Consider the following 25,289-nt stretch of genomic DNA (forward strand, 5'->3'; position numbering starts at 1 on the left):
GGTCGCCCGCCTCCACCTCGACGCGCTGGGCGTCAAGCTCACCACCCTGCGCCCGGAGCAGGCCGCCTACATCGGCGTCAAGGTCGAGGGCCCGTACAAGCCCGACCACTACCGCTACTGACGGCCATGGACAGCGTCGACGAAGCAGTACGCGACCCCTGGCTCCCGGACCTCCTGCTGCGCACCGAACGGGACGCGCTGGTCCCACTCCTGCGCCGCGCACCGGAGGCCGCGTACGGGCTGCGCACCGCCTGCCCGGGGTGGACGGTCCGGGAGGTCCTCGCCCACTGCGCGGCCGCCCTCGTACGCATCGTGGAGGGCCGGCTGGAGGAGGGCGTCTTCCTCCCCGCCGCCAACGCCGCCGACGTGGCCGAGCGGGCGGACTGGCCGGTGGGCCGGATCGTGGACGAGCTGGAACGCGGGCTCACGGAAGCCGGCCCGGCCATCGCCGCGGGCGACGGCACGCTGGACACGGTGGCCCTGGGGGAGTGGATCCACGCGGGCGACGTCCGTGACGCGTGGGGGGAGCCGGGGGCGTACGGCGGGCACAGCCTCGCCCTCGCCCTGCCCCTGCTCCGTACCGCCAGCCGCAGGCGGGACACGCCCCGCCTGATCGCGGCCGTCGACGGCCACACGGGGCCGCTGGTCCTCGGCGCCGAGGTGCCCGGCCGACCGGCCGGACGCTTCGACGGCGACGCGACGACGCTGATCCGCCTCTACTCGGGCCGCCCACTGGTCGCGACGCGCTACGCGCTGGCGGGCGCGACCGAGCAGGAGCTGCTCATCTACCGGTGAGGACCGGGGCGGGCCACCGGGCGGCCTGCCACGAAGACGTGTCGGATCCGGCGGAGGGCGTCCAGCTCGGTCAGCGGGTTGCCGTCGACGACGATGAGGTCGGCGCGCTTGCCGGGGGCCAGGACGCCCGTGTCGGCCAGCCCGAGGGCGCGGGCCGCGTTGACGGTGGCAATGTCGAGGATCTCGGGATGTGTGAAACCGAGCGAGGCGAAGAATTCGAGCATGCCGACGTAGTCGCCGAAGTGAGCTCCCGGCACGCCCGCGTCGGTGCCGGCGATGAACCGGACACCGGCCTCCCGCATCTCAAGGATGACCTCGATCATCGCGTTCGCGCGCTCCGGCCCCATCTGATCGAGGAACAGCCGCCAGTCCCCGGATACACAGCGGCAGACAGCCACGTCGGTTTCGACCATGCGGCGGATGACCGCGGGATCGTGGACGATGCCCTCCGCGGTCCGCCAGGAACAGTGCTCAAGCGTCCGCACACCGGCGGCAACGCAGTGGGCGATGGTCGCCGATCCATGCGCGTGCGCCGCCACTCCCAGGCCGTGGCGCTCTGCCTCTTCGACGATCAGACGCAGTTGAGCCGGTGTGAATTGTGCCTCCCACATCCGTGGGCCCCCGGGGGTGAGGGCGCCACCCGAGGCCATCACCTTGATCAGATCAGCTCCCGCCGCCGCGTTGCGGGCGATCTGGGCCCGGATGTCGTCGTCCGTGCTCACTTCTCCGCCGAGGAAGCCGCAATGGCCCCCGTGTGAGGTCAACGGTACCGTCGCGGTGATGATGCGTGGCCCGACCTCGGCTCCGGAGTCGATGGACTCCCTCAACGCCACGGCCAGTGCGTCACGGTCACCGAGATCCCTCACGGTCGTCACCCCGGCGGCCAGCATCTGTGCGGCGCGGTCCGCCATGGCGGTGGAGAGCTCGCCCGGGTCCGCCTTGACCACAGCACCGATCGGGTCCGGACCCGCGTCGAAGGCCAGGTGGACATGGCAGTCGGTCATTCCGGGCATCACCGTCGCCCCGGGAGACCGTAACCGGGGCACCCGTGCATCGACCGCCGCGTCCAGATCGGAGGCTGCACCGACGGCGGTGACCTTGCCCGAGTCGACGAGCACGGCGCCGTCGACGGTCACCTTGTCCGAGGGGCCGACGATGACGCGGTCTGCGGTGATGAGTACCTTGTTCACGATGTCCTTTCACTGAGGGCATGGGAGAGGGCGATGAGCTGCCGTGCGTCGGCGCCCAGGTCGCTGCCTGCGGGCGAGGCGACGAGAGCGGCGGGCAATTCGGTGTGCGGGGACTCGGTCGGCGGCTTCACGGCCAGCGCCTCGGCGACGTGCAGGGCGAGTTGACGGGCCGGGGCGCGGGCGAGATCGGCGTCGGGTGCCACACGCGTCAGGTAGGGGCTGAGGCGCACCAGCCCGTCACGGCATTCGATGAGCCGGCGATAGAACCGCCTCTCGTGGGTGCGGCTCCGGCGGACACTGCGCCATCCGGACTCGGACGGCGGCCGGTTCAGGACGAGTTCGGGGTAGGCGGCGGTCAGTGCCTTCCAGAGGGGGGCGAGCTCGTGATACATGCGGCGGTGGTGCACGACGGAGCGCACGCGGGTGACGAGTTGGACGCCGCCCGCGTAGCAGATTCCGACGAGGACGATGCCCATGGACCAATCGGAGAGTGACCAGTTCAGCGTGTTGAACGCCTTGTGGGAACCGGGTTCGTCGATGCGCAGGGTCACCAGGACCACCCGGTTGACCGACGTGATCGTCAGCCCGAGCAGCCCCAGGCCCATGGCGAGCAAGCCGAGCCCGAGGTGGCGGGACGCCCGGCGCGCATAGCGCAGGGCCCACAGGCCGGACGTCAGGTAGGCATGGACGAAGTAGGCGTTGCCGACGAAATAGAAGCCTGCGATGGGGGGTTGTGCCATGTTCGGGGTACCCAGGGAATGGCCGCGCATCCCTGCGGGTGTGGCGAGCATGAGCGCGATCAGGATGATGAGGATGCCGGCGAGCAGTCCGGCGTTGATCCGCAGGTGTCTGCGGTAGTCGGCCTCCGGTCCGGGCGTGGCGGCGACGAAGACCAGGATGAGGGCGAACAGGCCGGACAGGTAGACCTGGTTGAATACCACCTTGCCGACTCCTGCGGCCGTGGCCCGGTCGATCGCGGTGTTGACTTCGGGGAAGCTCAGGATTTCCCCGACCGTCAGCAGGAGCAGGGAGGCGACGAGGAAGCGCAGTACCCGGTCGTGCGGAGCACGTGCGAGGTCGGTGCCCTTCCACAGTGCCCCGAATCCCAGCAGGATGATCAGCGGAATCTGGAACATCAGGCCCATCCCCATCGGGGGTTCAGCGCGGAACGCAACGGATCCAGGTCCGGGTCCTCGGGCGTGCGGGGGCTGACGTAGTCGATGATCATCGCCCATTCCTGGATGATCGTCGCTACCAGCTCGGCCTCGCGTTCGTAATCCTCGGTATAGCAGGTGCGCCGGAAACCCCGGATGATCAGATCCTGGGGGAAGTCGGGCCCGAGGTTGGGCAACGGCTCGCCCGTGTCACCGTCGTCCTCGTGCCCGGCGAGGATGTGGCCGACCTCGTGCAGGATGATGTGGTCCTGGTGAACCCGGGTGGTTTCCTCCTGGTAGAAGATGACCTCTTCGTTCGGCCGGGACATCCACAGTCCGAACGGCCCCGGGATCGGCAGGGCCCAGGGGATCAACCGGATCGGCTTGCCACGACGTTCGGCGAGTTTGCGGCATAAGTCGTCCACCTGCAAAGGTGGTTGGATGTCGAGGTTTCGCAGCAGCCGGATGCACCTCCGGCGGAGCTCGCGTTCACGTACAACCATAGTGTCCCTTCTCATTGCGCTCCGGCGCCCGGACCGGGATCGTCGTCCTGGTCGAAGACCGCGATCATCTTGAGGAGTTGCCTGCGCATGGCGGGCGTCATGGCCCCCGCCCTCATTGCGATCGCCCGTACCTGGTGATCGGCGAGCCGCTGTCGCAGCAGCTCTTCCTCGGGGTCCTCCTGGGCGACCAGCGTCTGCACTGTGATCGGCGGTGTTCCCGGGGGGCGGTGGTCGTCGAAGAACTTGGCGATGCCCTCCAATATGTTCAACGTCGGGTTGGTGTGAGACCCGTTGCGCAGCATCGACAGGTAGCTCCGGGACAGGTTCGCCCCGTGCGAGGGGTCGGAGGTGACCGCCTTGGCCACTTCGGCGGTCGAGTATTCCCGCTGCCGACCGGCGGAGTCGGACCAGCGCGTGAGCGCGAACAGGGCGTTCAGCCGCTCGGCCAGTGACCGCTGTTGTTCCTCGCTGCTGCCTGCCGCCATGGTCATGCTCCCAGTATCGGTCCGATCCCGAGCCCTCAGGGTGACAGATCGGCCAAGTTGTGTCGCCGATTGGAACCTGGTCCGTATCCAGTTGACCTCAAGTGGTCTTGGTGCCAATATTTTAGACACATCGCCAATGGGGGAGCGATCGTGGGTGTGGAGAGGGCGCGATGGCCGATGGCGTCGCCGCAGGCACGTACCCCCTTGCTCATGGATGAGGAGGGGTCCGCATCGCACGACGGATTCCGTGGCCGTTCCAGGCAGAAGACAGGCTCGTACCGCGTACTCGCCGGAGCTGAATCCGCACGAGCTGCGCAGCTTGCCCATGCGCCATCGGACGCGCAATCAGGCTCGAATTGCCATCGCTTTCACCGCGGAGTAGTGACGTGAAGAGTCAATTATTACCGGAGCCGGAAACCGTCCGGCCGGCCGTGCAACCGCTGACCGGCTCCGAAGCCCTCGTGACCCTGCTGGACGCGCTGCGCCGCCGTACCGTCAGGGAGTTGCGCCTCGCGCTGCCCGGAAAGCCGTACGACCAGGGAGTGCTCCAGCCGGCGGCGCAGCTGAGCGCGGAATTGGTGCACCGCGGAGCACAGGTGAGGGTCCTGCACGTCACGGACGCCAGCCGTGATCGCGCCTACGCCGAAGGCACCCGGCGCATCGCCGCGTCGGGGGCCCGGATGAGGGAGCTGCCGTACCTTCCGGTGTGGATGGCCGTCGCCGACCGGGACTTCGCGATCGTCCAGTCGGACCCCGGTATGGAGGGCGCCGGCGCGACGCTGTTGCGCGGGCGGACCCTGGTGGGCGTCCACCGGGCGCTCTTCGACCAGGTGTGGGCGCGTTCCGGCGGGTCCGGGCCCGCCGCACCGGCGGAGCGCGAGCCGCTGGACGAGCGGGAGCAGGAGGCCCTGGTGCTGCTCGCCGAAGGGCTGACCGACGAAGGCATCTCACGGCGCACCGGGCTGTCGGTCCGTACCATCCGCCGTACCATCGCGGGCGTGATGACCCGGATGGGAGCCCAGAGCCGCTTCCAGGCGGGGGCGGAAGCGGCTCGACGGCAGTGGATCTGACGGCGGAGCGGAGTTCGCTGAGCGGCCCCCGCCCCGTGCGGCCTGCCTACAATCCCGTCCGGGCCAGGTCCTGTTCGGCGTAACGCTCACCACTCGGCGGCGTGAGGGTGGCGAGGAGGGCGAGCTGCCCGGGAGTCAGGGACACGGCGTCCGCAGCGGCGTTCTCCTCGATGCGGGACACGCGCTTGGTGCCGGGGATGGGGACGATGTCGTCGCCCTGCGCCAGCAGCCAGGCCAGTGCGATCTGGGCGGGCGTGGCACCGGCGTCCTCGGCGACGGACGCCACCTCGTCGACGATCCGGAGGTTCCGCGCGAAGTTGTCCTCGGCGAACCGGGGAGTGGACAGCCGGAAGTCGTCCGCGTCGAGATCCTTCGTGGAACGGATCGCCCCGGTGAGGAACCCGCGGCCCAGCGGCGAGTACGCGACCAGCCCGACGCCCAGTTCACGGAGGACCGGAAGGAGCGACTCGGCGGGCTGCCGGGACCACAGCGAGTACTCCGTCTGCACCGCCGCCACCGGGTGGACCGCGTGGGCGCGCCGGATGGTGTCCGCACCGGCCTCGGACAGCCCGATGTGCCGGACCTTGCCCTCCCGCACCAGCTCGCCCAGCGCCCCCACCGTGTCCTCGATCGGCGTCCCCGGGTCGACGCGGTGCTGGTAGAGGAGATCGATGTGGTCCGTGCCCAGCCGGCGGAGCGAGCCCTCGACCGCGGCGCGCACATTGGCCGGTGAGCTGTCGAGGACGTTGAGCCCAGCGCCGGCGTGCGAGACGAGACCGAACTTGGTGGCGATCACGACCTCGTCGCGGCGCCCGGCGACGGCACGGCCGACGAGTTCCTCGTTGACGAACGGGCCGTAGATCTCGGCGGTGTCCAGGAACCCGACGCCGAGGTCCAGCGCCCTCCTGATGGTGCGGACGGCCTCTTTCTCGTCGCTGCGTGCCCCCGTGTAGTAGTCGGACATCGTCATGGCGCCCAGACCGATGCGTGAGACATCGAGGCCGCCGAGCGAAACGTGATGCACTGTGCCCCCACTCCTTTCCTGTTCGGTCCCAAGGCGCTCAACTCTATGAGAGGGAAGGCCGGCTGGGCAGGTGCACCCCGGCATTCCCAGGTTTCTGGCAGGTAACTGCCAGCGAACACTTTTACGCTTCTCCGGGAATACGGGCCGCAATGGCAGCAACAGGCCACGCGCCTATCGGTCATCGCATCGACGTGTTTGACTCGAATTGGCCAGCCGGCGCAGGCCGAGGAAAACGGAGATCGGAATGCCGAACATGAGGCTTGGGCCCATGAAGGTCGATGGCGCATACGTAAACGAACAACTCACCCGGCGCATGGGCATTGAAATCATCACCTGCGAACCGGGGCTCGTGGTGGGAACCATGCCCGTCGTCGGAAATCGCCAGCCAGTGGGAATTCTGCACGGCGGCGCGAACGCGGTGTTCGCGGAGACGCTCGGTTCCGTCGCCGCCTTCCTCCATGCGGGCCCCGGCGGCAACGCGGTGGGGGTCGACCTTTCCTGTACCCACCACCGCTGGGTCTCCTCGGGGACCGTCACCGGAGTCTGCCGGCCGCTCGACGAACGGCAGTCAGTGGCCTCGTACGAAATCGTCGTCAGCGACGGCTCCGGACACCGCACCTGCACGGCTCGGCTCACCTGCGCCATTCGGCGCGGCGGCCACCGGACCGGCCTGCGCACGGCACCCGCCCGGCGGACCGCGCCGGAACAACCCCGACGAACGGAGAACCGATGACCCCGAGTTCAGCACGGACCGTGCTGGAGTCCGTGGATGACCAGCTGGGCCCGGCCGAGCAGCGCTTCTTCGGCCGCGGCTTCCGCCGGGTCGCCTATGACATCGGCGAGGTACACCTCGCCCGCAGCGCGGACGGAGCCGTCCTGGCGCGTTCCGAGGTGGGGGTCCGCTACCCGGCCGACTGGTCGAGGAAGGCGGCGGGCACCGATCTGCGCCCGCACTTCAGCACCGTCGACGGGATCGTCGTCGCCGCTCAGCTGGCCGAGGCCTGCCTCGGCGGCACCGGCTCGGGCCTGCGCGACGCCTGGCTGCGCAAGGTGCGGCTGACGGCCGGAGCCCGTCCCCAGGAGGAACTCGTCAGCCTGCCGGCCGGGGCGACACTGCGCCGCACCGACCCGGTCCCCGGGAACCCCGGGCGCGCCGTGTCCTTGGTGGACTGTGCCGTGGGCAGCATGCGGGTGCGGTGCGAAGTCGAGCACGCCCACGCAGGCACCCCGGACCGCGCCCTTGAGGAGGAGCGCACGCTTCCCGGACTGGACGCACTCCTCGGCCCGGCGGCGGACCGCTACTTCGGCACCGGGTTCACCACGCGGCGGCAGCACGTCCGCGACGTGGACGTCGACCACCGGAAGCTGCGGGCCGATGCCACGCTGACCGTGGTCCACGAAGACGGGGCGAGCGTGCCCACCGCGGGGTTCGAAGGCGCGTACCAGCCGTCGGTGTCCGTGATCGACGCCTTCGTGACGGCCCTTCAGCTCGCCCAGGTCATGCTCTACGACCTCGACGGCATGCGCCGCCAGGACAGCAACACCCTGTGGATGCGTCAGACCACGCTGACCGCCTCGCGCCCGGACCGTCCGGCGGAGGGCATCGCGGTGACCACCCGGCTGGACGACCCCGGTCTGCTGCGCATGGGCGGCGCTACCTGGCGCACGCTGGACGTCGTGGCCGAACTCGCGGGCATTCAGGTGCGGTCCGCGGTGGCCCACCGGCTTCCGGAAGGACACCCGACGGCATGACCCGAGCGGCAGTGATCGCCGGCGTGGGCGGCTTCGTACCCCCGCGCGTGGTGACGAACGACGAACTCGCCCAGCGCCTGGACACCTCCGACACCTGGATCCGCACCCGGACCGGCATCGCGCAACGCCATGTCGTCGACCCCGGCATGACCACCGGCGACCTGGCCGTCGAGGCCGGACTGCGGGCGCTGAAGAACGCCGGTGCGGACGGCGCCGACCTGGTGATCGTCGCCACCACCACACCCGACCGCCCCTGCCCGGCCACCGCGCCGAGCGTCGCCACGCGCATCGGCCTGACCGACGTCCCCGCGTACGACGTGGCGGCCGTGTGCTCCGGCTTCGTCTACGCGCTCCAGGCCGGCACGGCCGCCATCACCTCGGGATTCGCCGAACGGGTGCTGGTGATCGGCGCCGAGTCGTTCAGCACCATCCTGGACCCCGGAGACCGCACCACCTCCGTCATCTTCGGCGACGGGGCCGGCGCGGTGCTGTTGCGGACCGGCGAGCACGACGATCCCGGCGCCGTGCTGGACGTGCACCTGGGCAGTGACGGCTCGATGGCCGACCTGATCACGGTCCGCGGCGGAGGTGCCGAGGAGCGGTCCCGAGGAGGGGCACCGCGAGAGGAGGACCGGTACTTCCGCATGGAGGGGAAGTCCGTCTTCTTCGCGGCGGTGCGCCGTATGACCGGATCCTCGCGCACGGTGCTGGAACGTACCGGCTGGGAGGTCTCCGACGTCGACCGGCTCGTGGGCCACCAGGCGAACACCCGCATCCTGCACGCCGTCGCCGAACAGCTCGGACTGCCCCCGGAGCGTGCCGTGCTGAACATCGACCGCGTCGGCAACACCTCTGCGGCCTCCATCCCCCTCGCCCTCGCCGACGGCGTGGCCGACGGCGGGCTGAAGGCGGGCGACCGGGTGCTGCTGACGGCCTTCGGCGGCGGCGCGACCTGGGGCTCGGCCACCCTGACCTGGCCCGACCTGCCGGTCGACTGAGCCGGCCGCGAGAGCACGACCGCCAGAACATCCCTTTCCCACGAACAGTTGAGGTGACCCATGACCGGTTCCGTGACCACGATGATCATCGAGATTCTCACCGGCAAGTTCGAGATACCCGCGGAGGAGGTGTCCCAGGGCACCCACTTCGAGGAGCTCTCAGTGGACTCCCTGGCCCTGCTGGAGATGTCGCTGATCCTGGAGAATCGGCTCGGCATCTCCATCGACGAGGGCGTGCTGCGCGCACAGCAGACCATCGACGAGGCCGCCCGGGCGGTCGAGGGCCTCGCTGCCCCCACCCCCACCCCCACCCCAATCCCCGCCGCCTCCGGCCCGGCCGCCGCCTGAGCGTCCGGCACCGGCTGACGTCGTGCACATCGTCCTGCTCCGTCACGGAGAAACCGACCGCAACGCCGCCGACAGGTTCCAGGCACAGGCCGACGTACCCCTGAACGACACCGGGGTACGGCAGGCTCAGGTGGTCGCCCGCTCACTGCGGCCGGGCAGGTGGACGGCGGTGTACTCCTCACCGCTGGCCCGAGCCGCCCAGACCGCCGCATACGCGGCGGGCCGGCTCGGCGTCCCCCACCTGCGCGTCGACGGGCTTCGCGAGCGAGACCTGGGCGCCCTGGACGGCCAGGACCGCGCCGAATTCGCCCGGCGGCACCCGCACACGATGCGGCGGCTGCTCACCGACCCCGGCTACGCCCCGCCGGGCGGCGAGTCGGGCCGCGCCGCGCGCTCCCGCTTCGCCGCCGCACTCGCCGGCATCGCCGAGACCGGCCGGGACCCGGCAGCGCTCCCCGTCCTGGTCGTCACACACGGCGGAGTGCTGAACCTGCTGACCCGGGCCTTGACCGACGCCGTCGCCGCACCCGACGTCCTGGTCGGCACCTGCGCCGCCGCCTGCCTGGACACCGCGTGGACACCAGGGGGCCGTCCGCGCGCCGCTCTGCGCCGGTGGAACGTCGCCCCGCACGCGTGCGAGGACCCACCCGCCTCCGCGCACCCCCCGCACTTCGTCGACCTCGACGACCTGATCGCCGACGACATCAACTCCAAGGAAGTGAAGCGCACATGAGCATCGAGATCACCGTCCTCTTCGACGTCCTACCGGGCCGGCTGCCGGACACCGTGGCGGCCTTCAAGGAGCTGTGCGCCGCCACCCGGCGGGAGGCCGGCGCGCTCCGGTTCGACGCCTGCCTGTCCGAGGAGCACGAGAACGTGATCGTGCTGGTCGAGGAGTGGGCCCACCAGGAGGCCATCGACCTGCACATGAAGGAGGGGTACGTCACGGACTTCCTCGCGAAGGTCGACGGCGCCTACGTCCGTCCGCCGTACGTGCTCCGCCTGCGCCCCCTCGACGCCTGACCATGGTGGGCGACACGCAGCAGCCGCGCGTCCTGATCGTCGGTGGCGGTCCCGTCGGGATGGTCCTCGCCTGCGAGCTGCTGGCGCACGGGGTCCGGGCCGACGTCATCTCCAAGCTCCGCAGGCAGAGCCCGCACTCGCGCGCCACGATCCTGTGGCCCCGCGTCCTGGAACTTCTGGACCGCGTCGGCGTGGGCCGGAAACTGGTCGAGAGCGGTCATTACTTCGACCAGATGAACTACTACTCCCAGAAGAAGATGATCGGCCGGATCCGGTTCGACCGCCTGCGGGGCGTCGGCTATCCCTTCGCCATCACCCTCCCGCAGTGGCGCACCGAGGAGATCCTCGAAGAACACCTGACCGCGCTCGGCGGGACGATCGACTACGACACCGCGTTCGTCGACGGCGCGCAGCGTCCGGACGGGGTCGAGTGCCGGCTCCAATTGCCCACCGGGGAGCCGGAGACCCGTACGTACGACTACGTGGTCGGCGCCGACGGCTACAACAGCACCGTCCGCGAGGTGTTCGGCTTCCGGTTCGCCGGCCGTACGCTGCGCACCCGGCTGGCCATCACCGATGCCGAGATCCTTGGCGAGACGACCAGCAGCGAGGCGGCGTATTACCTGACCCGGTCCGGGAACATGGTGCTGGCACCCCTGGGCGACGGGGTCTTCCGGGTCGGCGCGAGCGTGCCCGACGACTACCTGGGCGACACTCCCGACCGCGCCTTCTTCGAGGCGCTGCTCGCCGAACGCGTCCCCGGGGCGCGCAAGCTCGGCGAGATGAAGTTCAGCGGCGTCTTCACCGCGCACGTCCGCTCGGCCGGTACGTACGGCAGCGGCCGCGTCTTCCTCGTGGGCGACTCGGCGCACGCGATGAGCCCGTCCGGCGCCCAGGGCCTGAACACCGGCATCCAGGACGCGGTCAACCTGGGCTGGAAGCTGGCCGGTGTGGTGCGCGGCGACTACCGCCCCGACCTCCTGGACACCTACGACACCGAGCGCAGGCCGGCCGTCGACGCGGTCGCCGGTCTCTCCACCCGCCTGGCCCGGATCGGGCTGTACTCGGCCCGGCACCAGACCCTCGCCCGGGACGCCGTCTACCGCTTGGGCAGCACGACCCGGACGCTGGAGAAGGTGCTCGCACCCAAGCTGGCCCAGCTCGACACCCATTACGGTGCCCGGCCGAAAACGCGCTCCCTGGTGCCGGGCGAACGCCTGCCGCTCGGCTGGCGCGAATCGAACGCGGCGCCCGTTCTCCCGGTCGACCGCTACACCGTGCTGCTGTGGCCCGGCCTGCGGTACCGGTACGAGCGCTGGACCGGGCTCGTCGAGCGGCTGCGCGAGCAGGTCACCGCAGCGGCCGTCCGCGACCTGGGCGGCCGCCCGCCCGGCCCGCTGCTGAGCAAGCTCCCCCGCGAGGCACACGCCTTGGTCGTCCGGCCCGACGGCCACCTCGACAGCCTCGTCCCTCTGGACGGCCTCGCCCCCGCCGCCGCCGTCCGCACGGTCGACCGGGCACTGTCCCGGCACCTGATCCCACACCCGGCCGCCCCGCGACCCGCCGGGCAGTCCGTCTGAACCCCTGTTCCAGAACCAACCCGAAGGAGCCGGTCATGAGTACCGCCACCCCCCGTGTCACCCTCACCGAAGTCGCCGACATGACGCCCGAGCAGCGCTCGGTGTACGAGAAGTTCCAGTCCAACCTGACCCGCGCACTGCTGCTGACCAAGAACTCGGCCGCCGCCCACCTCGCGCTCGGTGGCACCTTCACCGTCGGCCTGCTGAGCCTGCTGGACCGCGAGGTGGTCGTGCTGCGCGTGGCCCGGCTGCGCGACAGCGAGTTCGAGCGCCTGCTGCACTACCCGCTCGCGAAGAAGGCCGGCCTGGACGATACCGAGATCAAGGCGATCGAGGACGGCCTCTACGACGAACTGCCGCCCGCCCGCGCCGCCCTGGTCCGCTACGTCACCGACTGCATGGTCGACCACCGGGCGAGCGAGGAGGCCTTCGCAGCCCTGCGCGAGCACTACTCGCAGAACGAGATCGCCGAGATCACCCACCTCGCGGGGCACAGCGCCATGACCGCCATGTACCTGGCCAGCCTGGACGTCCCGCTCGACGAGGGCATCGCCTCCTGGGGCCGGCTGACCGAGGTCCAGGACGAGGTCAAGAGCTGAACCCCGCAGGCAGCCCGATCCGAGAGGAAGAACGTTGCAGTACGTCCGGCTGGGCTCGTCCGGCCTGAAGGTGTCACGACTGGCGCTGGGATGCATGAGCTACGGCGAGCCCGGACTCGGTACCCATCCCTGGTCGCTGCCCGAGGAGGAGAGCCTCCCGTTCATCGCCCAGGCGCTGGACCTCGGCATCAACTTCTTCGACACCGCCAACGTCTACTCGCTGGGTACGAGCGAGGAGTTCCTCGGCCGCGCGATACGGAAACTGACGCGCCGCGAGGAAGTCGTCATCGCCACCAAGGTGTACGAGAGGCTGACCGCCTCTCCGCTCTCCGGCGGATTGTCGCGCTCGGCCATCATGCGCGAACTCGACGCCAGCCTGCGCCGGTTGGACACCGACTACATCGACCTCTACATCATTCACCGCTGGGACCACGAAACCCCGGTGGAGGAGACGATGGAGGCGCTCCACGACGTGGTCCGCTCGGGCAAGGTCCGCTACATCGGGGCCTCGTCCATGCACACCTGGCAGTTCGTCAAGGCGCAGTACGTCGCCGACCTGCACGGGTGGACCCGGTTCGTGAGCATGCAGAACCACTACAACCTCGTCAACCGCGAGGAAGAGCGCGAGATGCTGCCGTACTGCCTCGCGGAGGGCGTCGGCGTCACCCCGTGGAGTCCGCTGGCCCGCGGGAGGCTCACCCGGAACTGGGACGCCACCTCGCCCCGTACCGCGGGCGACCCGGTCCAGGACCGCTTCTACGGCCCGACCGGGCAGGCGGATCGCGCGGTCGCCCGGGTGGTCGCCGAGATCGCCGCCGAACGCGGCCTGCCGATGGCCCAAGTGGCGCTCGCCTGGGTACTGCACCAGCCGGCGGTCACCGCACCCGTCGTCGGCGCGACCAGGCCCCACCACCTCGAAGACGCGGTGGCCGCCCTCGGCGCGGTGCTCGACGACACCGAACTGGCCCGGCTCGAGGCGCCCTATGTGCCGCACGCCGTCGTGGAATACGTCTGACAGGAGGTGGAGGAATCGTGGGAATAACCGACTTCGCTCTGGCGATGCCGAGCGGAAAGCTGAGTGTCCACGACGTGAGCCGGGAGTCCGGTTACAGCGTGGAGAAGCTGGGGCAGGTCCTGCCCTCGGGAAAGTTCTCGGTACTGGCCGAGGGCGAGAGCTCCTGGGGGCTGGGCCGGGAGGCTGCCGCCAGGCTCCTGGCCAGGAACGCGGTGCCGCTCGACGAGATCGGTCTCGTCCTGTACGCGGGCTCCAGTGAATGGGGTACGCCGTTCTGGTCGCCCGCGGCCAAGATCGCACTGGAGCTGGGGATCGAGCAGGCGCATTGCTTCGAGGTCTCCAACTTCTGCAACGCGGGCATGGTGGCCGTGAAGATGGCGGACGACCAGGTGCGGGCGGGCACGCACAAGTACGCGCTGGTGATCATCTCGGACCGGCTGAGCCAGCTCGTCGAGTACGGCACCGGGTACATCGAGCTGTTCAACTTCGCGGACGGCGCGGCCGCGGTGCTGGTCTCGGCCGATGCCGCGTACGAGGTGCTCGGCGCCGCCCACCACACCGACCCCCAGTGGGTGGACGCGTACTACGGCGAGATCAAGGACGGCCAGGTCAAGGTCGAGCGGGGCGAGAAGCTCGACGGCCTCGGCGAGGCGTTCCTCGACAACTTCACCGCCCTGACGGGCAAGGTGCTCGCGGACATCGGCCACGAGGCGGCCGATGTGGCGTACTTCCTGGTGACGCACGGCAACCAGGACACCCACCGCAAGTACCTGTCCGCGCTGGGCGTCGACGCCTCCCGCAGTGTCTTCCAGTACGACCTCGACGGCCACCTCGGGGGCGCGGACCCGTTCCTGGCCCTGGAGGAACTGGAACGGGACGGCCGGATCGCCTCCGGCGACCTGGTGGTCGTGGCGACGGCGGGGTCCGGGTTCACCTGGGGGGTGACGGCGATCCGCCGGACGTAGCCGCCCGCTTGGCAGACGGAAGGCCCCCGGTCCGCACGGACCGGGGGCCTTGTGTCCGTTGCCCTTCAACGCCGGTGAACGGAGTCCAGGTCCACCGTCAGGAGCCGCAGTGCCACCTCGTGCGGTGAGTCGGGCTCGGCGTGGTAGAACTTCAGGATGTTGCCGTCCTGGAGGTCGGCGGACTGGTACATCAACTCCAGCTCGCCCACCACCGGATGGTCGAAGAGCTTAGTGCCCTCGATGCAGTTCGCCACCCGCTGACGGCACCAGAGTTCCGCGAATTCCTCGTTCTGGATGGTCAGTTCACCGATCAGCTCGGCGAGTCGCGGATCGTGCCGGTGATTTCCGGCGATGAAGCGCAGATACGTCACGTTCGACTCCGACTCGGCGGCCCAGTCCGCGTACAGGGCCCGGACGTTGTCGTCGAGGAAGTTCATCTTGATGATGTTGGGGCGCCGGTCGGCGTCCTCGGGGAGGCCGAATTCGAGGTGCGGTGCGAACAGTCTGTGGTACGGGGAGTTCCAGGCCAGGATGTCGCACCGGTAGTTCAACACGGCCGCCGCCACGTTGCCGAGTGAGGACAGCAGCATCCTGGTGCTGGGGTTGAGCTGGTCGTCACGGGGCGTCTGCCGCTGAGGGTTCTGGACCGGTGTGCCGATCTTGAGCAGGTAGTCCTGCTCGTCGGTGCTGAGATCCAGTGCGCGGGCGATGGAGAGCAGGACCTGCGGGGAGGCGTGCGCGGTCTGTGACTGCTCGAGGCGGGTGTAATAGGTCTGACTCACACCCGCCAGCGCGGCCACTTCCTCGCGGCGCAGTCCGGGAACGCGCCGGGAGTTGCTGGTGCGCAGCCCCATCTGTTCGGGCCGGACGCGCTCGCGCATCTGCCGCAGGTAGCTGCCGAGGTCCGTGTTCACGATCTCTTCCACCCTTCTCAGTATGAAGTGCCGAACGGCATCGGCGCCAGATCGGCCCCCCGTGGTCACTGCGGACTGCCGGACTTCCTGCGCAGTACCAGCCACAGGAGCAGGCCGACGGCGAACTGGGAGACGCCGGCCACGCCGATGGCCACGTGGATGCCGGTGAGTTCCTCGTCGGTGGTCACGGTGCCCCGCCCGACGACGGTGGTGAACGCCGCGCTCAACAGCGGAATGCCGATCGCGATGCCGACCTGCTGGCTCTGGGTGGCCAGCCCGGTCGCCATGCCCTGTTCGTCGGCGTCGACGGACGAGGTGGCGATGACCATGAAGCACAGGGCCGCCATCATGGAGAAGAAGGCGTTCACGAACTGGGTGACGATCAGCGGGACCAGCCAGCGCGAGTCCGAGGTCGCCCACAGCGCCGGCAGCATGAACGCGCCCTGGAGGGCCAGGGACACGCCGAGCATCGTGCGCGGCGAGACGCGCTGGAGGAGGCGCGGGCCGACGATGCCCGCGATGATCTGGCCGACTCCGATGCCGAGCAGCACCAGGCCGGCGACCAGGGGCGACAGGCCGAGCACGTTCTGGACGTACAGACCGGTGAAGAAGATCAGTGCGGTCTCGCCGCCGAAGATGAACAGGGCCGCCACGTTGCCGAAGGCGATGGCGGGTTTCCTCAGGACCTTCACCGGGACCAGGGCGTCGGCGGTCCGGCTCTCCACGGCCCAGAAGACGCCCAGCAGGACGGCGGCGGCGATCAGCGCGGCGCCCGCCGCCAGGTCCAGGCCTTCCTCGCCGACACGGGTGACACCGTAGATCCCGGCGAACAGGCCCAGGGTGATCAGCAGCGCGCCCGGCAGGTCGATGCGGCTGCGCTGCGCGGCCCGGCTCTCGTCGACGACGAACGGCACGACGACGATCGCCGCAATGGCCACGGGGATGTTGACGAAGAAGGCCCAGCGCCAGGAGAACACGTCCGTGAGGAAGCCGCCGAGGATCGCGCCGACGCTGAACCCGGAGCTCATCATCACGCTGTTGAGGCCCAGCGCCCGGGTCCGCAGAGCGGGCTCGGTGAAGGCCGTGGTGAGCAGGGCGAGCGCGGCGGGCGTGACGGCCGCGGTGGCCAGACCCTGGAGGGTACGGGCGACCAGCAGCATCGCGGCCGAGTCGGCGATGCCGCCGACGAGCGAGGAGACGGCCAGGACGACCATTCCGGCGGTGAAGATGCGCCGACGCCCCAGGTAGTCGCCGACGCGGCCGAAGACGAGGGTGCATCCGGCGGCGCACAGGGCGAACGTCGTGGTGATCCACTGCAGGCTCCCCGTCGAGAACCCGAGGGACACTCCGACCTCGGGCAGTGCGACGTTCAGCACGGAGAAGTCCGCGGCCATCATGAACTGCGATGCCAGGAGCACCACCAGGGCGGCGACTTGCCGCCCGGTCATGCGGGCACCGGCCGGCGGCGCGGCTGCTGCGGTTGTGGAGGTATCAGCGGTTGTCATGCCCCCAGCCTCGGCGGCCCGACCCGCCCCAGCCAGATCCCTTCCGATGGCACTCCTGCGGAGACTGTCACCGGCAGTGCCACCTTCGCCACCGGCCCGCGCCCGCGCGTTCCGGCGCGGACCTCAGTCGATCCGCACGACCTGGAAGGCCTCCGCCATCCGGCCCGGGGGAAGCCCCGCCGCCCGTGCGTGCTCGCCCAGCCATTCCCGCAGGAGTCCCGCGAGGTCGTCGAAGTGCGCGGTCTGCGAGGTGTGGATGCGCAGCGCCTCCACCTTGCGGTCGAAGACGGGCGTGACGTCGATGTACTGATTGGGCGTCGGACCCGTCATCAGCCACAGCTCCGGCACGATCCACGGCTCCAGGCCCTCCTCCTTGAGGAGCGACGGGTGCGCGAACGGATTGCGCGCCTCCGGGTAGATCGCCCGCAGGGCGGCGTCGCCCACCGCCCGGTGGTCGGGGTGCAGGTCGGCGATGCGGGACCAGTTGATCTCCGGGCTCGGGATGACGGCACGCTGCGGGCGGACCTGCCGGATCACCCGGCACAGGTCGCGGCGCAGTTCCACGCCGGCCTCCACGTAGCTGTCGGGGTAGCCGAGGAAGCGGACGTCGTCGACGCCGCTGCGCCTGGCCGAATGCACCTGCTCGGCGCGGCGCAGGTCGCCCATGGCCTGGCGGGGGAGCTGCTCGTCGTACCCGCCGGCGCCGCCGTCCGTGACGATGCAGTACGTGACGCGGGTGGTGCCCTGCGCGATCCACCGCATGACCGTCCCGCTCACGCAGAACTCGATGTCGTCCGGGTGCGCGGCCACGACCAGCAGGGATTCGGGGGCGCTGCGGTCTATGCGATCGGTCGCGAAGTGTTCCATGCCGTCAGCCTGTTGGGCGCGGCCGCGGGCCGCAAGGCGGCCCCTTTGGCGTACAGGCGTCATGTCACGAGTACGCCAACGCCGGTCCGGCGGGGCCCGCCCGGCCACCCGCCCGGCCGGCCGTCCGCCTGGCGTGTCCGCGCAACGGCGTGAACGCGCAAGCCAATACCAGACCGTGCGGTTCGTTTCTCTGTCACTCTGAGGTGGGCACCCCGCTCTCCTCCGCTCCCGCCGCCCCCTTGCGCGCCGTGCGGAGCGGGGAGGGGTCACGCCCCTTCCGTTCCGAGCCTCGCTGCGTACTTCGCTCCACAGCGTCAAGGAGGTCCCATGAGCACCCCCGTCTGGATCACCGCGACCCCGCCGGCCACCCACGGCGAACTGCACGTCGGCCACCTCGCCGGACCGTACGTCGCGGCGGACGTGCTGTCCCGGTACCTCAGGGCCGAGGGCGAACCCGTCCTGTTCACCACCGGCACGGCCGATCACACCAGCTCCGTCCACGTCCGGGCGCTCCGCGCTGGGCGCAAGCCGGAGGAGGTCGCCGAGGGGTACCGCGCCGCGATCACGGCGGACTGGCTGCGCTCGGGCGTCGAGTTCGACCACATCGTCCGCCCGCGCCAGGACCGGGGTTACGCGCGCTGGCTGGGCGACCTCTTCCGGCGGCTGTACGCGGACGGGGTCATCGCCGCCCGCACCCGCCTGACGCCCTGGTGCGAACCCTGCGGGCGCTTCCTCCACGGAGCGCACGTCACCGGCTCCTGCCCGCACTGCGCGGCCGTCAGCGACGGCGGCATGTGCCACGAGTGCGCCCGCCCCAACGACGGCGGGGACCTGTTGGGGCCGCACTGCGCCCAGTGCGGCACCGCGGCCGTGCCCAGGCGCTGCCGCCGCCTGTACATCCCGCTGGAGCCGCACCGCGAGGCCCTCGCCGAGTACTGGGCCGCCACCGGGCTGCCGCCGCGCCTGGCCGCCCTGTGCGAGTCGCTCGTCGAGGACGGACTGCCGGACATCGCGGTGGCGCACCCCGCCGAGTGGGGGCTGCCCGTCCCGGTGGACGGATTCCCCGAACACCGCATCGACGGCTGCTTCGAGGCCGCCGCGATGCACCTCTTCGGCCACGGCGAACGTCCGCTGCCCGAGCGGGCCATCCATTTCTGCGGCTTCGGCCACGCCTTCTGCCACGCCGTCCTGCTGCCGGTCCTGCTGTTCGCCCGGGGCGTGAAGCTGCCGCAGCACTTCTGCGTGAACGAGGCGTACGTCATCGAGGACGAGGCGCTGGTCTGGGGCACCGGCCAGAAGGCCTGGGCGCTGGACCTGATCACCGAGTACGGGTCGGACACCCTGCGCCGGCACGTCCTGCAGGCCCGGCCGCTGGGCCGCCGCACCGCCTTCGACCCGGACCGGCTCGCCGCCGCCCGCCGCGAGCTGGACGAGAGCTGGAACAGCTGGCTGTCCCGGCTGTTCGCCGCCGTGCGCGAGCAGAGCTCCGGACGGGTCCCGGAGGCGCTGCCCGGTGGCACCGGATGGGAGGTGCTGGAGCGCAGGCTGCTGCGCGGGCTGGAAGACCTGCGCGAGGCCTACTCGCCGGAGGCCTTCGACCCCCGCAGGGCGGTCGCGCTGCTCGACGAGATGGTGCGGTCGGTGTCCGACTTCGGGCACGTCAACGCGCACGAGGCGCACCGCCCCACCGCCGACGGCCGGCACCTGCCGGTGCTCGCGGCCCAGTTGGCCGTGGCCCGCGCCCTCGGCGCCTGGGCCCGCCCGGTGATGCCGGAGGGTGCGGACCGGCTCGCCGCAGCCCTGCGTACGGAAGCCGGAGGCCCGGTCCGCGCCGAGGTGCTCGCCCCGCCCGCGCCGGGCACCCGGCTGGCCCCGCCCTCGGGGCCGGTGTTCGGCTTCTGACCGGCTCCGGGCCCGAGGGCTGGGCCCGGCCCGGTACGACTGCACGACTGCACGACGACAGAAACCCTCCTTCGCCGCGTGACCGCGCGCCGGTCGCCCGGCGGCGCCGGGCGCACGTGGCCCTTCCCCGTAGGAGCCCCACGTGTCCTTGCGCGTCGCCATGCTCAGCGTCCACACCTCGCCGCTGCACCAGCCCGGCACCGGGGACGCGGGCGGGATGAACGTCTACATGGTCCAGCTCTCCCGCGCCCTCGCCGAACAGGGCGTCGAGGTGGACCTGTTCACCCGCTGCCGGGGCGAGGCCCGCCCGCCCGGGGACCTCCTCGCCCCCGGGGTCCGGGTACGCCACCTGGAGGCGGGACCGCGCGCGGCCCTGGCCAAGGAGGACATGCCCGCCCTCGTGGTGCCGTTCTCGCTGGCGCTGCTCAAGGAGCGCCGGCGCTACGACCTGATCCACTCGCACTACTGGCTCTCCGGCCAGGCGGGCCGCATCGCCGCCGCCGGCTGGCGGATCCCGCTCGTGCACACCGCGCACACCCTGGCCCGGGTCAAGAACGCGGCCCTCGCCGATGGCGACACCCCCGAGCCGGAGCTGCGCGTGCGCGGCGAGCACCAGGTGGTCGGCTCCGCCGACCGGCTGATCGCGAACACGGGCGAGGAGGCGCGGGCACTGCGGGAGTCGTACGGGGCGGAGGCCCGCCGTACCGAGATCGTCCGGCCGGGCGTCGACCTGCGCACGTTCGGCCCCGGCCGGGGCCGGGCCGCGGCGCGGGCCCGGCTCGGTCTGCCCGCCGACGCGTTCGTCCCGCTGTACGCGGGCCGCATCCAGCCCCTCAAGGGGCCCGACGTGATGGTGCGCGCGATCGCCCGGCTCCTGGCGGACGCACCGGGGCTGCGCGAGCGGACCGTCGTCCCGGTGGTGGGCGGGAACTCGGGCTCCGGGCCGCGCGGTGACGCCTGGGAACTGGCCCGGGAACTGGGGGTGTCGGACGTCCTGCGGCACCACCCACCCGTCCCCCAGGGCGAGTTGGCCGACTGGTACCGGGCGGCCGACGTCCTGCTGGTGCCCTCCCGCAGCGAGTCGTTCGGGCTGGTCGCGCTGGAGGCGCAGGCGTGCGGCACCCCGGTCCTGGCCTCGGCGGTCGGCGGACTGCCGACCGCGGTGCGGGACCGGGTGACGGGCGTGCTGGTGCACGGCAACGACCCGGTGGAGTACGCCCGTTGGCTGCGCTGGTTCGCCGGACACCCGGCGGCGGGCGCCGCGATGGGGGAGGCGGCCGTGCGGCACGCGCGGGCGATGAGCTGGCGGGCCGCGGCGGCCCGGACCCTGGAGGTGTACCGGGACGTGCTGCGCGAGGAGCGGACGGGGTCGGATACGGGTGAGGCAGGAGCGGCGGCACGCTCCTGCCTCGCCGGCGCCTCTCTCCTGGAGGGCCGAGAAGGCCGGAAGCCCACCCTAACAGCTCTTTTGGGGTGACCAAAGGTATGCAGGCGTAACGTCTGTATGAACTCCGCCCGGAATGGCGGTGCCCCGGACTTCAGTTCCGCCTCAGAGGCGCTACAGGAATCCGGCCCGGCCGTGGATTCCGTAGGACAATGGAGATGTCTTCGAAGGAATACCGGCGGCACGGATCCCCGGAGACGGAATTGACGTTCTGAATTCCTGGAGGAAATCATGTCCGCTGCGCACGCCACCGGAACGCCCGCCACCGCCCGCCCCGCGGTCACCGCCCGTCCCCGCTGTACCGCGGCGGTCACCGCCGTGTCGGCGGTCCGGACCGCCGACAACGGCTGGGACTGACGGTCCCGTCGCCGCACGGCGAAGCCTCGTGATCGCCCCCGGGCGACTGCGGGGCCTTTTCCGTTCTCCGGCCCCGCGCCGCGGCCGTTCCCCGGCCGCCTGGGTGTCGCGGAGTATTGCGGCGGTATTTCGGGTCAGTCGAGCCAGCCGAGCCGCTGCGCGCGCACGCCGGCCTCGAAGCGGCTCGACGCGCCCATTTCCTGCATCAGTTCGGACAGCATGCGGCTCACCGTCCGCAGGGAAACCCCCAGATTGCGGGCGACCTTCTCGTCCTTCATGCCGGAGGCGAGCATTTTCAGCGCGGCCCGCTGCTGCTCGGAGAGTCCGTCGCCACCGAGTTCCGGTGCGACGTCGTCGCCGTACGGGGTCGCGGCGTGCCAGCAGTGCTCGTACAGCGCCAGGTAGGAGCGGACCAGCGCGGGGCCGCGGGCCAGGATCGCACCGGCCGCGCGGTCGTCGGGGTGTACGGGCAGCACGGCGAACTGCTGGTCCGCGATGATCATGTTCATCGGGACGGCGGGCGACAGCCTGATCTCGACACCGGCCTCGACGCGGCGCCGCAGCATCTCCACCGCCTCCGGGGAAGTGGTGATCCGCTGGTGGTAAATGGCGCGGATGCGCACCCCGTTGTCGATCTGCCGGCGGTCGCGGCTGAGCACCCGGTCCGCGACCTCGCGGACCAGGGCCGTCACGTGCATGGACGTCAGATCGTGCCGGATGACGTCCGTGATGTCCTCCAGCACCTGCTGGATCCGCCCGTAGTCGTCGAGGATCTCCACCTCGACCTCCGAACCGTTCAGCGATCCGGGGCGCAGGAACCGTCCGACCAGCGTCTCCAGCGCGCCGTACGCGCGGTCGGACTGGTCCAGGTGCTCGCGCAGCCGCTCGCGCTCGCCCTGGAGCATCCGCAGCAGGGCGATCTCCGGATCGACGACGGCGACCGCGTCGGGGCCCGGCTCCCAGGCGTCCGACTGGAGGTCGTCGCGGGTGGCGTGGGTGGTGCCCGTCGGTACGATCAGGCCGAGGGAGGCGAGCTCCGCGCGCCACTTCTCGGACTCCTCGGGCGCCAGGCCGAGCTCCCGGAAGACCTCGGAGAGGTTGGACACCCCGCGCAGGCGCAGCTCCTGATAGAGCGCCAGCACCCTGTCGGCGGACTGGATGCCGTCCCTGCCGTCGCCCGTTGCCATCGCGAAGCGACCCCCTCTTCTTACGAATCGACAGTCACACTTTGGCACATGCCGGGGGGAGGGCCCGTGCCCCCGCGTTTCGGATGTGACGGGGGTCACAGGGGCCCTCTGGAGTGCGCACCTCGTCGTCCGCCGCCTCCGTACGGGCCTTCCTCCGCCCGCTCGGCCGGCCGGGGGTGAGCGCCGGCGCCCGAGCCGTCAGGGGTACGGTCGGGGCCAGGGATGACCAGGGGGCGGGCGGGGCATCGGTGTTCTGCCCGGAGAGGCGGGGACGATGCGGGACATCGGGGAAAGAAGACGCTCCAGCCGGTGGTGTCGTCCGGGGCGTGTCGCCACGGTCGGCTACGCGGTGCTGCTGGCGCTGTCCGTGGGGTGCTCGAACATCATGGAACTGTCCTACACCCCGGAACGGATGGACCCCGGCCCGGCGCACAGGAAGGCGAGGGAGGTCTCCGACCGCCTGCTGAAGATGGCCGGAATCACGGGCGAGGTCGAGGAGCCCGGCATGCGCACCACCGTCTGCGACGAGTACGGCGACGACCTGTTCTCCGTGCAACACCCCTGGTCGGTGGGCGGCCTGACCTACGGGCAGGTCGACACCGGCATGAGGAACCTGCGGAAGGCGCTGGCCGAGAGCGGCTGGAAGGTCGAGTTCCAGGAGCGCAGTTCCGAGATGCAGGCCAGGAACGAGCAGGAACACTTCACGGTCACGGTCTCCGCCCGCGCGGCCCCCCTGGGAGGGAAGGCGGCGCTCGACTTCTCCGTCTACTCCCGCTGCTACCGCGCGGCCTCCCACTCCGCCGCCAACGAGGCGTGACGGGGAGGCCGGAGTGAGGCCTAGTCCTCTTCGGCCCGGAGGCAGTCGGGGCACAGCCCCCTGAAGATGATCTCCGCGCCCTCGCCCATCCGCCAGGAGCGCAGCGCGGGGCCGGTCGGCTCGGGCACCTCGGCCGCGACGTTCTCCACCCGGCCGCAGCGCACGCACAGCGCGTGCTGATGGGGCGGCCCCGCGATCTCGAAGACGGCGGGCAGTGCGGGGCGGTCGAACTTCGTCGCCAGACCGGTCTCCAGGAAGTGGCGCAGCATCTCGTAGACCGCCTGGCTGGTCAGCGTGCCGAGCCGTTCGCGGGCGGCGGCCGTGATCGACTCGACGTCCATGTGGCCGCCCGCCGCCAGGACCTGGAGCACTTCGAGGCGCGGTCCCGTGACGCGCAGGCCCACGTCGCGCAGGCGCTGGATCACCGCCTCGCGTCCGCTCGGCTCCTGCACGACAGCCCCCACTCGGCCACTCTCCGCCATCTGGTCCGATCAAACCTTTGGAGGCATCGTACCTCTTGCCCGTCCTCCCGGAGCGGGCGGCGGGGGAGGGAAGGGGGTGTGGGGCGGTGCCGGGCCGGTCAGCCGTCGGCGCGGCAGACGAGGAGGACGCTCTCGGTCCGCTCGTCGAGGCGGTGGCGCCGCCTGCGTTCCACGCGCAGCCCCGCCGCCCGCAGTTCGGCGTCGAGCCGCTCCGGGTCGACGATCCACTTGCGGGTGCTGCGCACCGTCCGCTGCGTACTCAGCTTGCCGGTGCGCACGCAGTGGTAGGTGACGTGCTCGCTCATGCCGTCCAGGTCGAAGACCTGCCGGGCCGCGGCCCACTCCTCGACCCCGTCGAACCGGGGCACCTGGAACGCGTACGCGCGCCGGGGCTCCCGCGCCAGGTCCCGCATCCGGTGCGCCGTGTAGTCGAGGGCGAGCACGCCTCCCGGCTCCAGGTGCGCGGCGATCTCGCGCAGCAGCCCGGGGCGGGCGCCGGGGGCCACGGCCGAGACCATCGTCCCGGCCAGCAGGGCCAGCCGGTACGTGCGCCGCAGCCTCAGGTCCGCCAGCTCGGCCCGGGTGGTGACCAGCAGCCGCGACACCTGCGGCCCGATCCGCGCCCCCCAGGCCCGCAGCCGCTCCAGGCAGGCGGCGTCCCGGTCCACGGCCTCTACGCGGAACCCCTGGCGGGCCAGCGGCACCGCCAGCCTTCCGGCGCCGGAGCCCAGGTCCAGGACCGGGCCGCCGCAGTGCCGCGCGAGGCGCAGGTAGCCGACGACGTCCGCGCTGTGCGGGCCGAGCAGCGCGTCGTGCAGCCAGGCGGCGTCCTCGTCGGCCGGCGCGACCGATTCCAGGCCGGGCGGGAAGTCGGCCGCGGTGCCCGCGAGTGCGGCCGGGTGCGTGATCGCGGGTGTGGCCGTGCGTCCGGACGGCGGGGCCGGTGCGAACGCGGCGGGCGCGACCGGCCTGACGGGCAGGGAAGTGCCGCTCGTGGTGTGCATCGCTCCTCCAGGGGCTCGCTCGGTCCGGCGGTCCGGGGGCGGGGCTCCCGTGCCGCCGGGGACCGCGCCGCTGGTGAAATCCTGTCCTGTGACACGGGACTCGGGCCAGAGCGAAGGGCTGCGTGAACACGCGATGGCGTGGATCTGCCACGGTCCGGGCGGGGGGGCGGAGCGAGGGGCGCGGCGGGGCAGGGCGACGGGCACGCGGCGGGGCCCAGACTGTGCACGGCGGCGACCGCCCGCGCGTACCGCTGCCGCGGCTCCCCGCTCATCATCGGCACGGCCATCAGGTCCGCCGACCACTGCCGG

At 71.3% G+C, this 25,289-nt stretch carries 28 protein-coding genes; 17 read left to right on the forward strand and 11 right to left on the reverse strand.

The genetic code is table 11. The features are described from left to right. The coding region (locus ABZW32_RS33335; RefSeq protein ID WP_356223378.1) for an adenosylhomocysteinase at positions 1–121 on the forward strand (121 nt) is incomplete at its 5' end. 5 nt (positions 122–126) lie between these two features. Next, on the forward strand, positions 127–795 hold the full coding sequence (locus ABZW32_RS33340; RefSeq protein ID WP_356223316.1) for a maleylpyruvate isomerase family mycothiol-dependent enzyme: 669 nt from the start codon (positions 127–129) through the stop codon (positions 793–795). On the opposite strand, the gene ABZW32_RS33345 is transcribed toward ABZW32_RS33340, so the two are convergent. The 4 genes from ABZW32_RS33345 to ABZW32_RS33360 form a co-directional block, all read right to left on the reverse strand. Beyond that, the gene (locus ABZW32_RS33345) at positions 786–1,985 is read right to left on the reverse strand and encodes an amidohydrolase family protein (protein ID WP_356223318.1); all 1,200 of its coding nucleotides are present in this window, start codon (positions 1,983–1,985) and stop codon (positions 786–788) included. The two genes, ABZW32_RS33340 and ABZW32_RS33345, sit on opposite strands and share 10 nt — an antisense overlap. Further along, entirely contained in the window at positions 1,982–3,136 is a 1,155-nt protein-coding gene (locus ABZW32_RS33350) for an MAB_1171c family putative transporter (RefSeq protein WP_356223319.1), read from the reverse strand. The genes ABZW32_RS33345 and ABZW32_RS33350 overlap by 4 nt, the downstream gene beginning before the upstream one ends. After that, the gene (locus ABZW32_RS33355; protein WP_356223381.1) at positions 3,121–3,564 is read right to left on the reverse strand and encodes a hypothetical protein; all 444 of its coding nucleotides are present in this window, start codon (positions 3,562–3,564) and stop codon (positions 3,121–3,123) included. The genes ABZW32_RS33350 and ABZW32_RS33355 overlap by 16 nt, the downstream gene beginning before the upstream one ends. A gap of 89 nt (positions 3,565–3,653) precedes the next feature. Continuing rightward, the gene (locus ABZW32_RS33360; protein WP_356223322.1) at positions 3,654–4,133 is read right to left on the reverse strand and encodes a hypothetical protein; all 480 of its coding nucleotides are present in this window, start codon (positions 4,131–4,133) and stop codon (positions 3,654–3,656) included. 425 nt (positions 4,134–4,558) lie between these two features. Between ABZW32_RS33360 and ABZW32_RS33365 the strand changes: the two genes are divergently transcribed. Then, positions 4,559–5,197 (forward strand): helix-turn-helix transcriptional regulator, encoded by a 639-nt coding sequence (locus tag ABZW32_RS33365; RefSeq protein ID WP_356223324.1) that lies wholly within the window; start codon positions 4,559–4,561, stop codon positions 5,195–5,197. A 46-nt stretch (positions 5,198–5,243) separates the two neighbouring features. On the opposite strand, the gene ABZW32_RS33370 is transcribed toward ABZW32_RS33365, so the two are convergent. Then, entirely contained in the window at positions 5,244–6,221 is a 978-nt protein-coding gene (locus tag ABZW32_RS33370) for an aldo/keto reductase (protein WP_356223326.1), read from the reverse strand. Positions 6,222–6,489: 268 nt separating this feature from the next. Here ABZW32_RS33370 and ABZW32_RS33375 point away from each other — a divergent pair, with 268 nt between their 5' ends. From ABZW32_RS33375 to ABZW32_RS33420, 10 genes are read left to right on the forward strand one after another with little or no spacing between them, the layout of a single operon-like run. Next, positions 6,490–6,954: a hotdog fold thioesterase gene (locus ABZW32_RS33375; RefSeq protein WP_356223328.1), complete on the forward strand. Its 465-nt coding sequence runs from the start codon at positions 6,490–6,492 to the stop codon at positions 6,952–6,954. After that, positions 6,951–7,973, forward strand: a complete 1,023-nt coding sequence (locus ABZW32_RS33380; protein WP_356223331.1) for an AvrD family protein — start codon at positions 6,951–6,953, stop codon at positions 7,971–7,973. Before ABZW32_RS33375 ends, ABZW32_RS33380 begins: the two co-directional genes overlap by 4 nt. Then, complete coding sequence (locus ABZW32_RS33385) at positions 7,970–8,971, forward strand: beta-ketoacyl-ACP synthase III (RefSeq protein WP_356223334.1); 1,002 nt, start codon at positions 7,970–7,972, stop codon at positions 8,969–8,971. Before ABZW32_RS33380 ends, ABZW32_RS33385 begins: the two co-directional genes overlap by 4 nt. Before the next feature lie 60 nt (positions 8,972–9,031). Continuing rightward, positions 9,032–9,319 (forward strand): acyl carrier protein, encoded by a 288-nt coding sequence (locus tag ABZW32_RS33390; RefSeq protein WP_356223336.1) that lies wholly within the window; start codon positions 9,032–9,034, stop codon positions 9,317–9,319. Positions 9,320–9,341: 22 nt separating this feature from the next. Beyond that, complete coding sequence (locus tag ABZW32_RS33395) at positions 9,342–10,052, forward strand: histidine phosphatase family protein (RefSeq protein ID WP_356223339.1); 711 nt, start codon at positions 9,342–9,344, stop codon at positions 10,050–10,052. Beyond that, positions 10,049–10,342: a putative quinol monooxygenase gene (locus ABZW32_RS33400; RefSeq protein ID WP_356223341.1), complete on the forward strand. Its 294-nt coding sequence runs from the start codon at positions 10,049–10,051 to the stop codon at positions 10,340–10,342. The genes ABZW32_RS33395 and ABZW32_RS33400 overlap by 4 nt, the downstream gene beginning before the upstream one ends. Before the next feature lie 2 nt (positions 10,343–10,344). Then, a complete protein-coding gene (locus ABZW32_RS33405; protein WP_356223343.1) occupies positions 10,345–11,922 on the forward strand; it encodes an FAD-dependent monooxygenase in 1,578 nt (525 codons plus the stop codon). 35 nt (positions 11,923–11,957) lie between these two features. Beyond that, positions 11,958–12,521, forward strand: coding sequence for a carboxymuconolactone decarboxylase family protein (locus ABZW32_RS33410; RefSeq protein ID WP_356223346.1), 564 nt, complete (start codon positions 11,958–11,960; stop codon positions 12,519–12,521). A gap of 34 nt (positions 12,522–12,555) precedes the next feature. Then, on the forward strand, positions 12,556–13,536 hold the full coding sequence (locus tag ABZW32_RS33415; protein WP_356223349.1) for an aldo/keto reductase: 981 nt from the start codon (positions 12,556–12,558) through the stop codon (positions 13,534–13,536). 17 nt (positions 13,537–13,553) lie between these two features. Next, positions 13,554–14,501, forward strand: a complete 948-nt coding sequence (locus ABZW32_RS33420; RefSeq protein WP_356223351.1) for a 3-oxoacyl-[acyl-carrier-protein] synthase III C-terminal domain-containing protein — start codon at positions 13,554–13,556, stop codon at positions 14,499–14,501. Between the two features lie 65 nt (positions 14,502–14,566). Here the strand turns inward: ABZW32_RS33420 and ABZW32_RS33425 are convergent, their stop codons facing one another. The 3 genes from ABZW32_RS33425 to ABZW32_RS33435 all read right to left on the reverse strand — a co-directional run bounded on the left by ABZW32_RS33425 (position 14,567) and on the right by ABZW32_RS33435 (position 17,787). After that, positions 14,567–15,427 carry a helix-turn-helix transcriptional regulator gene (locus tag ABZW32_RS33425; protein WP_356223352.1) on the reverse strand — a complete coding sequence of 287 codons (861 nt, stop codon included), beginning with the start codon at positions 15,425–15,427 and terminating at the stop codon, positions 14,567–14,569. A 53-nt stretch (positions 15,428–15,480) separates the two neighbouring features. Beyond that, entirely contained in the window at positions 15,481–16,920 is a 1,440-nt protein-coding gene (locus tag ABZW32_RS33430; protein ID WP_356223355.1) for an MFS transporter, read from the reverse strand. Between the two features lie 123 nt (positions 16,921–17,043). Further along, complete coding sequence (locus ABZW32_RS33435; RefSeq protein ID WP_356223358.1) at positions 17,044–17,787, reverse strand: PIG-L deacetylase family protein; 744 nt, start codon at positions 17,785–17,787, stop codon at positions 17,044–17,046. 327 nt (positions 17,788–18,114) lie between these two features. On the opposite strand from ABZW32_RS33435, the gene ABZW32_RS33440 reads away from it, so the two are divergent. The 3 genes from ABZW32_RS33440 to ABZW32_RS33450 all read left to right on the forward strand — a co-directional run bounded on the left by ABZW32_RS33440 (position 18,115) and on the right by ABZW32_RS33450 (position 21,490). Then, a complete protein-coding gene (locus tag ABZW32_RS33440; RefSeq protein WP_356223360.1) occupies positions 18,115–19,689 on the forward strand; it encodes a class I tRNA ligase family protein in 1,575 nt (524 codons plus the stop codon). Positions 19,690–19,849: 160 nt separating this feature from the next. Next, entirely contained in the window at positions 19,850–21,166 is a 1,317-nt protein-coding gene (mshA, locus tag ABZW32_RS33445) for a D-inositol-3-phosphate glycosyltransferase (protein ID WP_356223384.1), read from the forward strand. A 198-nt stretch (positions 21,167–21,364) separates the two neighbouring features. Further along, positions 21,365–21,490 carry a hypothetical protein gene (locus ABZW32_RS33450; RefSeq protein WP_356223363.1) on the forward strand — a complete coding sequence of 42 codons (126 nt, stop codon included), beginning with the start codon at positions 21,365–21,367 and terminating at the stop codon, positions 21,488–21,490. Positions 21,491–21,624: 134 nt separating this feature from the next. On the opposite strand, the gene ABZW32_RS33455 is transcribed toward ABZW32_RS33450, so the two are convergent. Next, positions 21,625–22,677, reverse strand: a complete 1,053-nt coding sequence (locus ABZW32_RS33455; protein ID WP_356223366.1) for a helix-turn-helix transcriptional regulator — start codon at positions 22,675–22,677, stop codon at positions 21,625–21,627. A 274-nt stretch (positions 22,678–22,951) separates the two neighbouring features. On the opposite strand from ABZW32_RS33455, the gene ABZW32_RS33460 reads away from it, so the two are divergent. Further along, positions 22,952–23,494 carry a hypothetical protein gene (locus tag ABZW32_RS33460; protein ID WP_356223368.1) on the forward strand — a complete coding sequence of 181 codons (543 nt, stop codon included), beginning with the start codon at positions 22,952–22,954 and terminating at the stop codon, positions 23,492–23,494. A 20-nt stretch (positions 23,495–23,514) separates the two neighbouring features. Here the strand turns inward: ABZW32_RS33460 and ABZW32_RS33465 are convergent, their stop codons facing one another. Further along, the gene (locus ABZW32_RS33465; protein WP_356223371.1) at positions 23,515–23,958 is read right to left on the reverse strand and encodes a transcriptional repressor; all 444 of its coding nucleotides are present in this window, start codon (positions 23,956–23,958) and stop codon (positions 23,515–23,517) included. A 116-nt stretch (positions 23,959–24,074) separates the two neighbouring features. Further along, positions 24,075–24,980 (reverse strand): class I SAM-dependent methyltransferase, encoded by a 906-nt coding sequence (locus ABZW32_RS33470; protein ID WP_356223374.1) that lies wholly within the window; start codon positions 24,978–24,980, stop codon positions 24,075–24,077. Between the last annotated feature and the right edge of the window lie 309 nt (positions 24,981–25,289).

It is taken from the genome of Streptomyces sp. NPDC004667 (assembly GCF_040609475.1).
In the GTDB taxonomy this organism is placed as follows: Bacteria; Actinomycetota; Actinomycetes; order Streptomycetales; family Streptomycetaceae; genus Streptomyces.

Coding starts and splice junctions, on each gene's coding strand:
- ABZW32_RS33340 (WP_356223316.1), top strand. CDS start 127: ATGGACAGCGTCGACGAAGCAGTACGCGACCCCTGGCTCCCGGACCTC.
- ABZW32_RS33350 (WP_356223319.1), bottom strand. CDS start 3,136: ATGGGGATGGGCCTGATGTTCCAGATTCCGCTGATCATCCTGCTGGGA.
- ABZW32_RS33360 (WP_356223322.1), bottom strand. CDS start 4,133: ATGACCATGGCGGCAGGCAGCAGCGAGGAACAACAGCGGTCACTGGCC.
- ABZW32_RS33375 (WP_356223328.1), top strand. CDS start 6,490: ATGAAGGTCGATGGCGCATACGTAAACGAACAACTCACCCGGCGCATG.
- ABZW32_RS33380 (WP_356223331.1), top strand. CDS start 6,951: ATGACCCCGAGTTCAGCACGGACCGTGCTGGAGTCCGTGGATGACCAG.
- ABZW32_RS33385 (WP_356223334.1), top strand. CDS start 7,970: ATGACCCGAGCGGCAGTGATCGCCGGCGTGGGCGGCTTCGTACCCCCG.
- ABZW32_RS33390 (WP_356223336.1), top strand. CDS start 9,032: ATGACCGGTTCCGTGACCACGATGATCATCGAGATTCTCACCGGCAAG.
- ABZW32_RS33400 (WP_356223341.1), top strand. CDS start 10,049: ATGAGCATCGAGATCACCGTCCTCTTCGACGTCCTACCGGGCCGGCTG.
- ABZW32_RS33405 (WP_356223343.1), top strand. CDS start 10,345: ATGGTGGGCGACACGCAGCAGCCGCGCGTCCTGATCGTCGGTGGCGGT.
- ABZW32_RS33410 (WP_356223346.1), top strand. CDS start 11,958: ATGAGTACCGCCACCCCCCGTGTCACCCTCACCGAAGTCGCCGACATG.
- ABZW32_RS33430 (WP_356223355.1), bottom strand. CDS start 16,920: ATGACAACCGCTGATACCTCCACAACCGCAGCAGCCGCGCCGCCGGCC.
- ABZW32_RS33435 (WP_356223358.1), bottom strand. CDS start 17,787: ATGGAACACTTCGCGACCGATCGCATAGACCGCAGCGCCCCCGAATCC.
- ABZW32_RS33440 (WP_356223360.1), top strand. CDS start 18,115: ATGAGCACCCCCGTCTGGATCACCGCGACCCCGCCGGCCACCCACGGC.
- mshA (WP_356223384.1), top strand. CDS start 19,850: ATGCTCAGCGTCCACACCTCGCCGCTGCACCAGCCCGGCACCGGGGAC.
- ABZW32_RS33450 (WP_356223363.1), top strand. CDS start 21,365: ATGTCCGCTGCGCACGCCACCGGAACGCCCGCCACCGCCCGCCCCGCG.
- ABZW32_RS33455 (WP_356223366.1), bottom strand. CDS start 22,677: ATGGCAACGGGCGACGGCAGGGACGGCATCCAGTCCGCCGACAGGGTG.
- ABZW32_RS33460 (WP_356223368.1), top strand. CDS start 22,952: ATGCGGGACATCGGGGAAAGAAGACGCTCCAGCCGGTGGTGTCGTCCG.
- ABZW32_RS33470 (WP_356223374.1), bottom strand. CDS start 24,980: ATGCACACCACGAGCGGCACTTCCCTGCCCGTCAGGCCGGTCGCGCCC.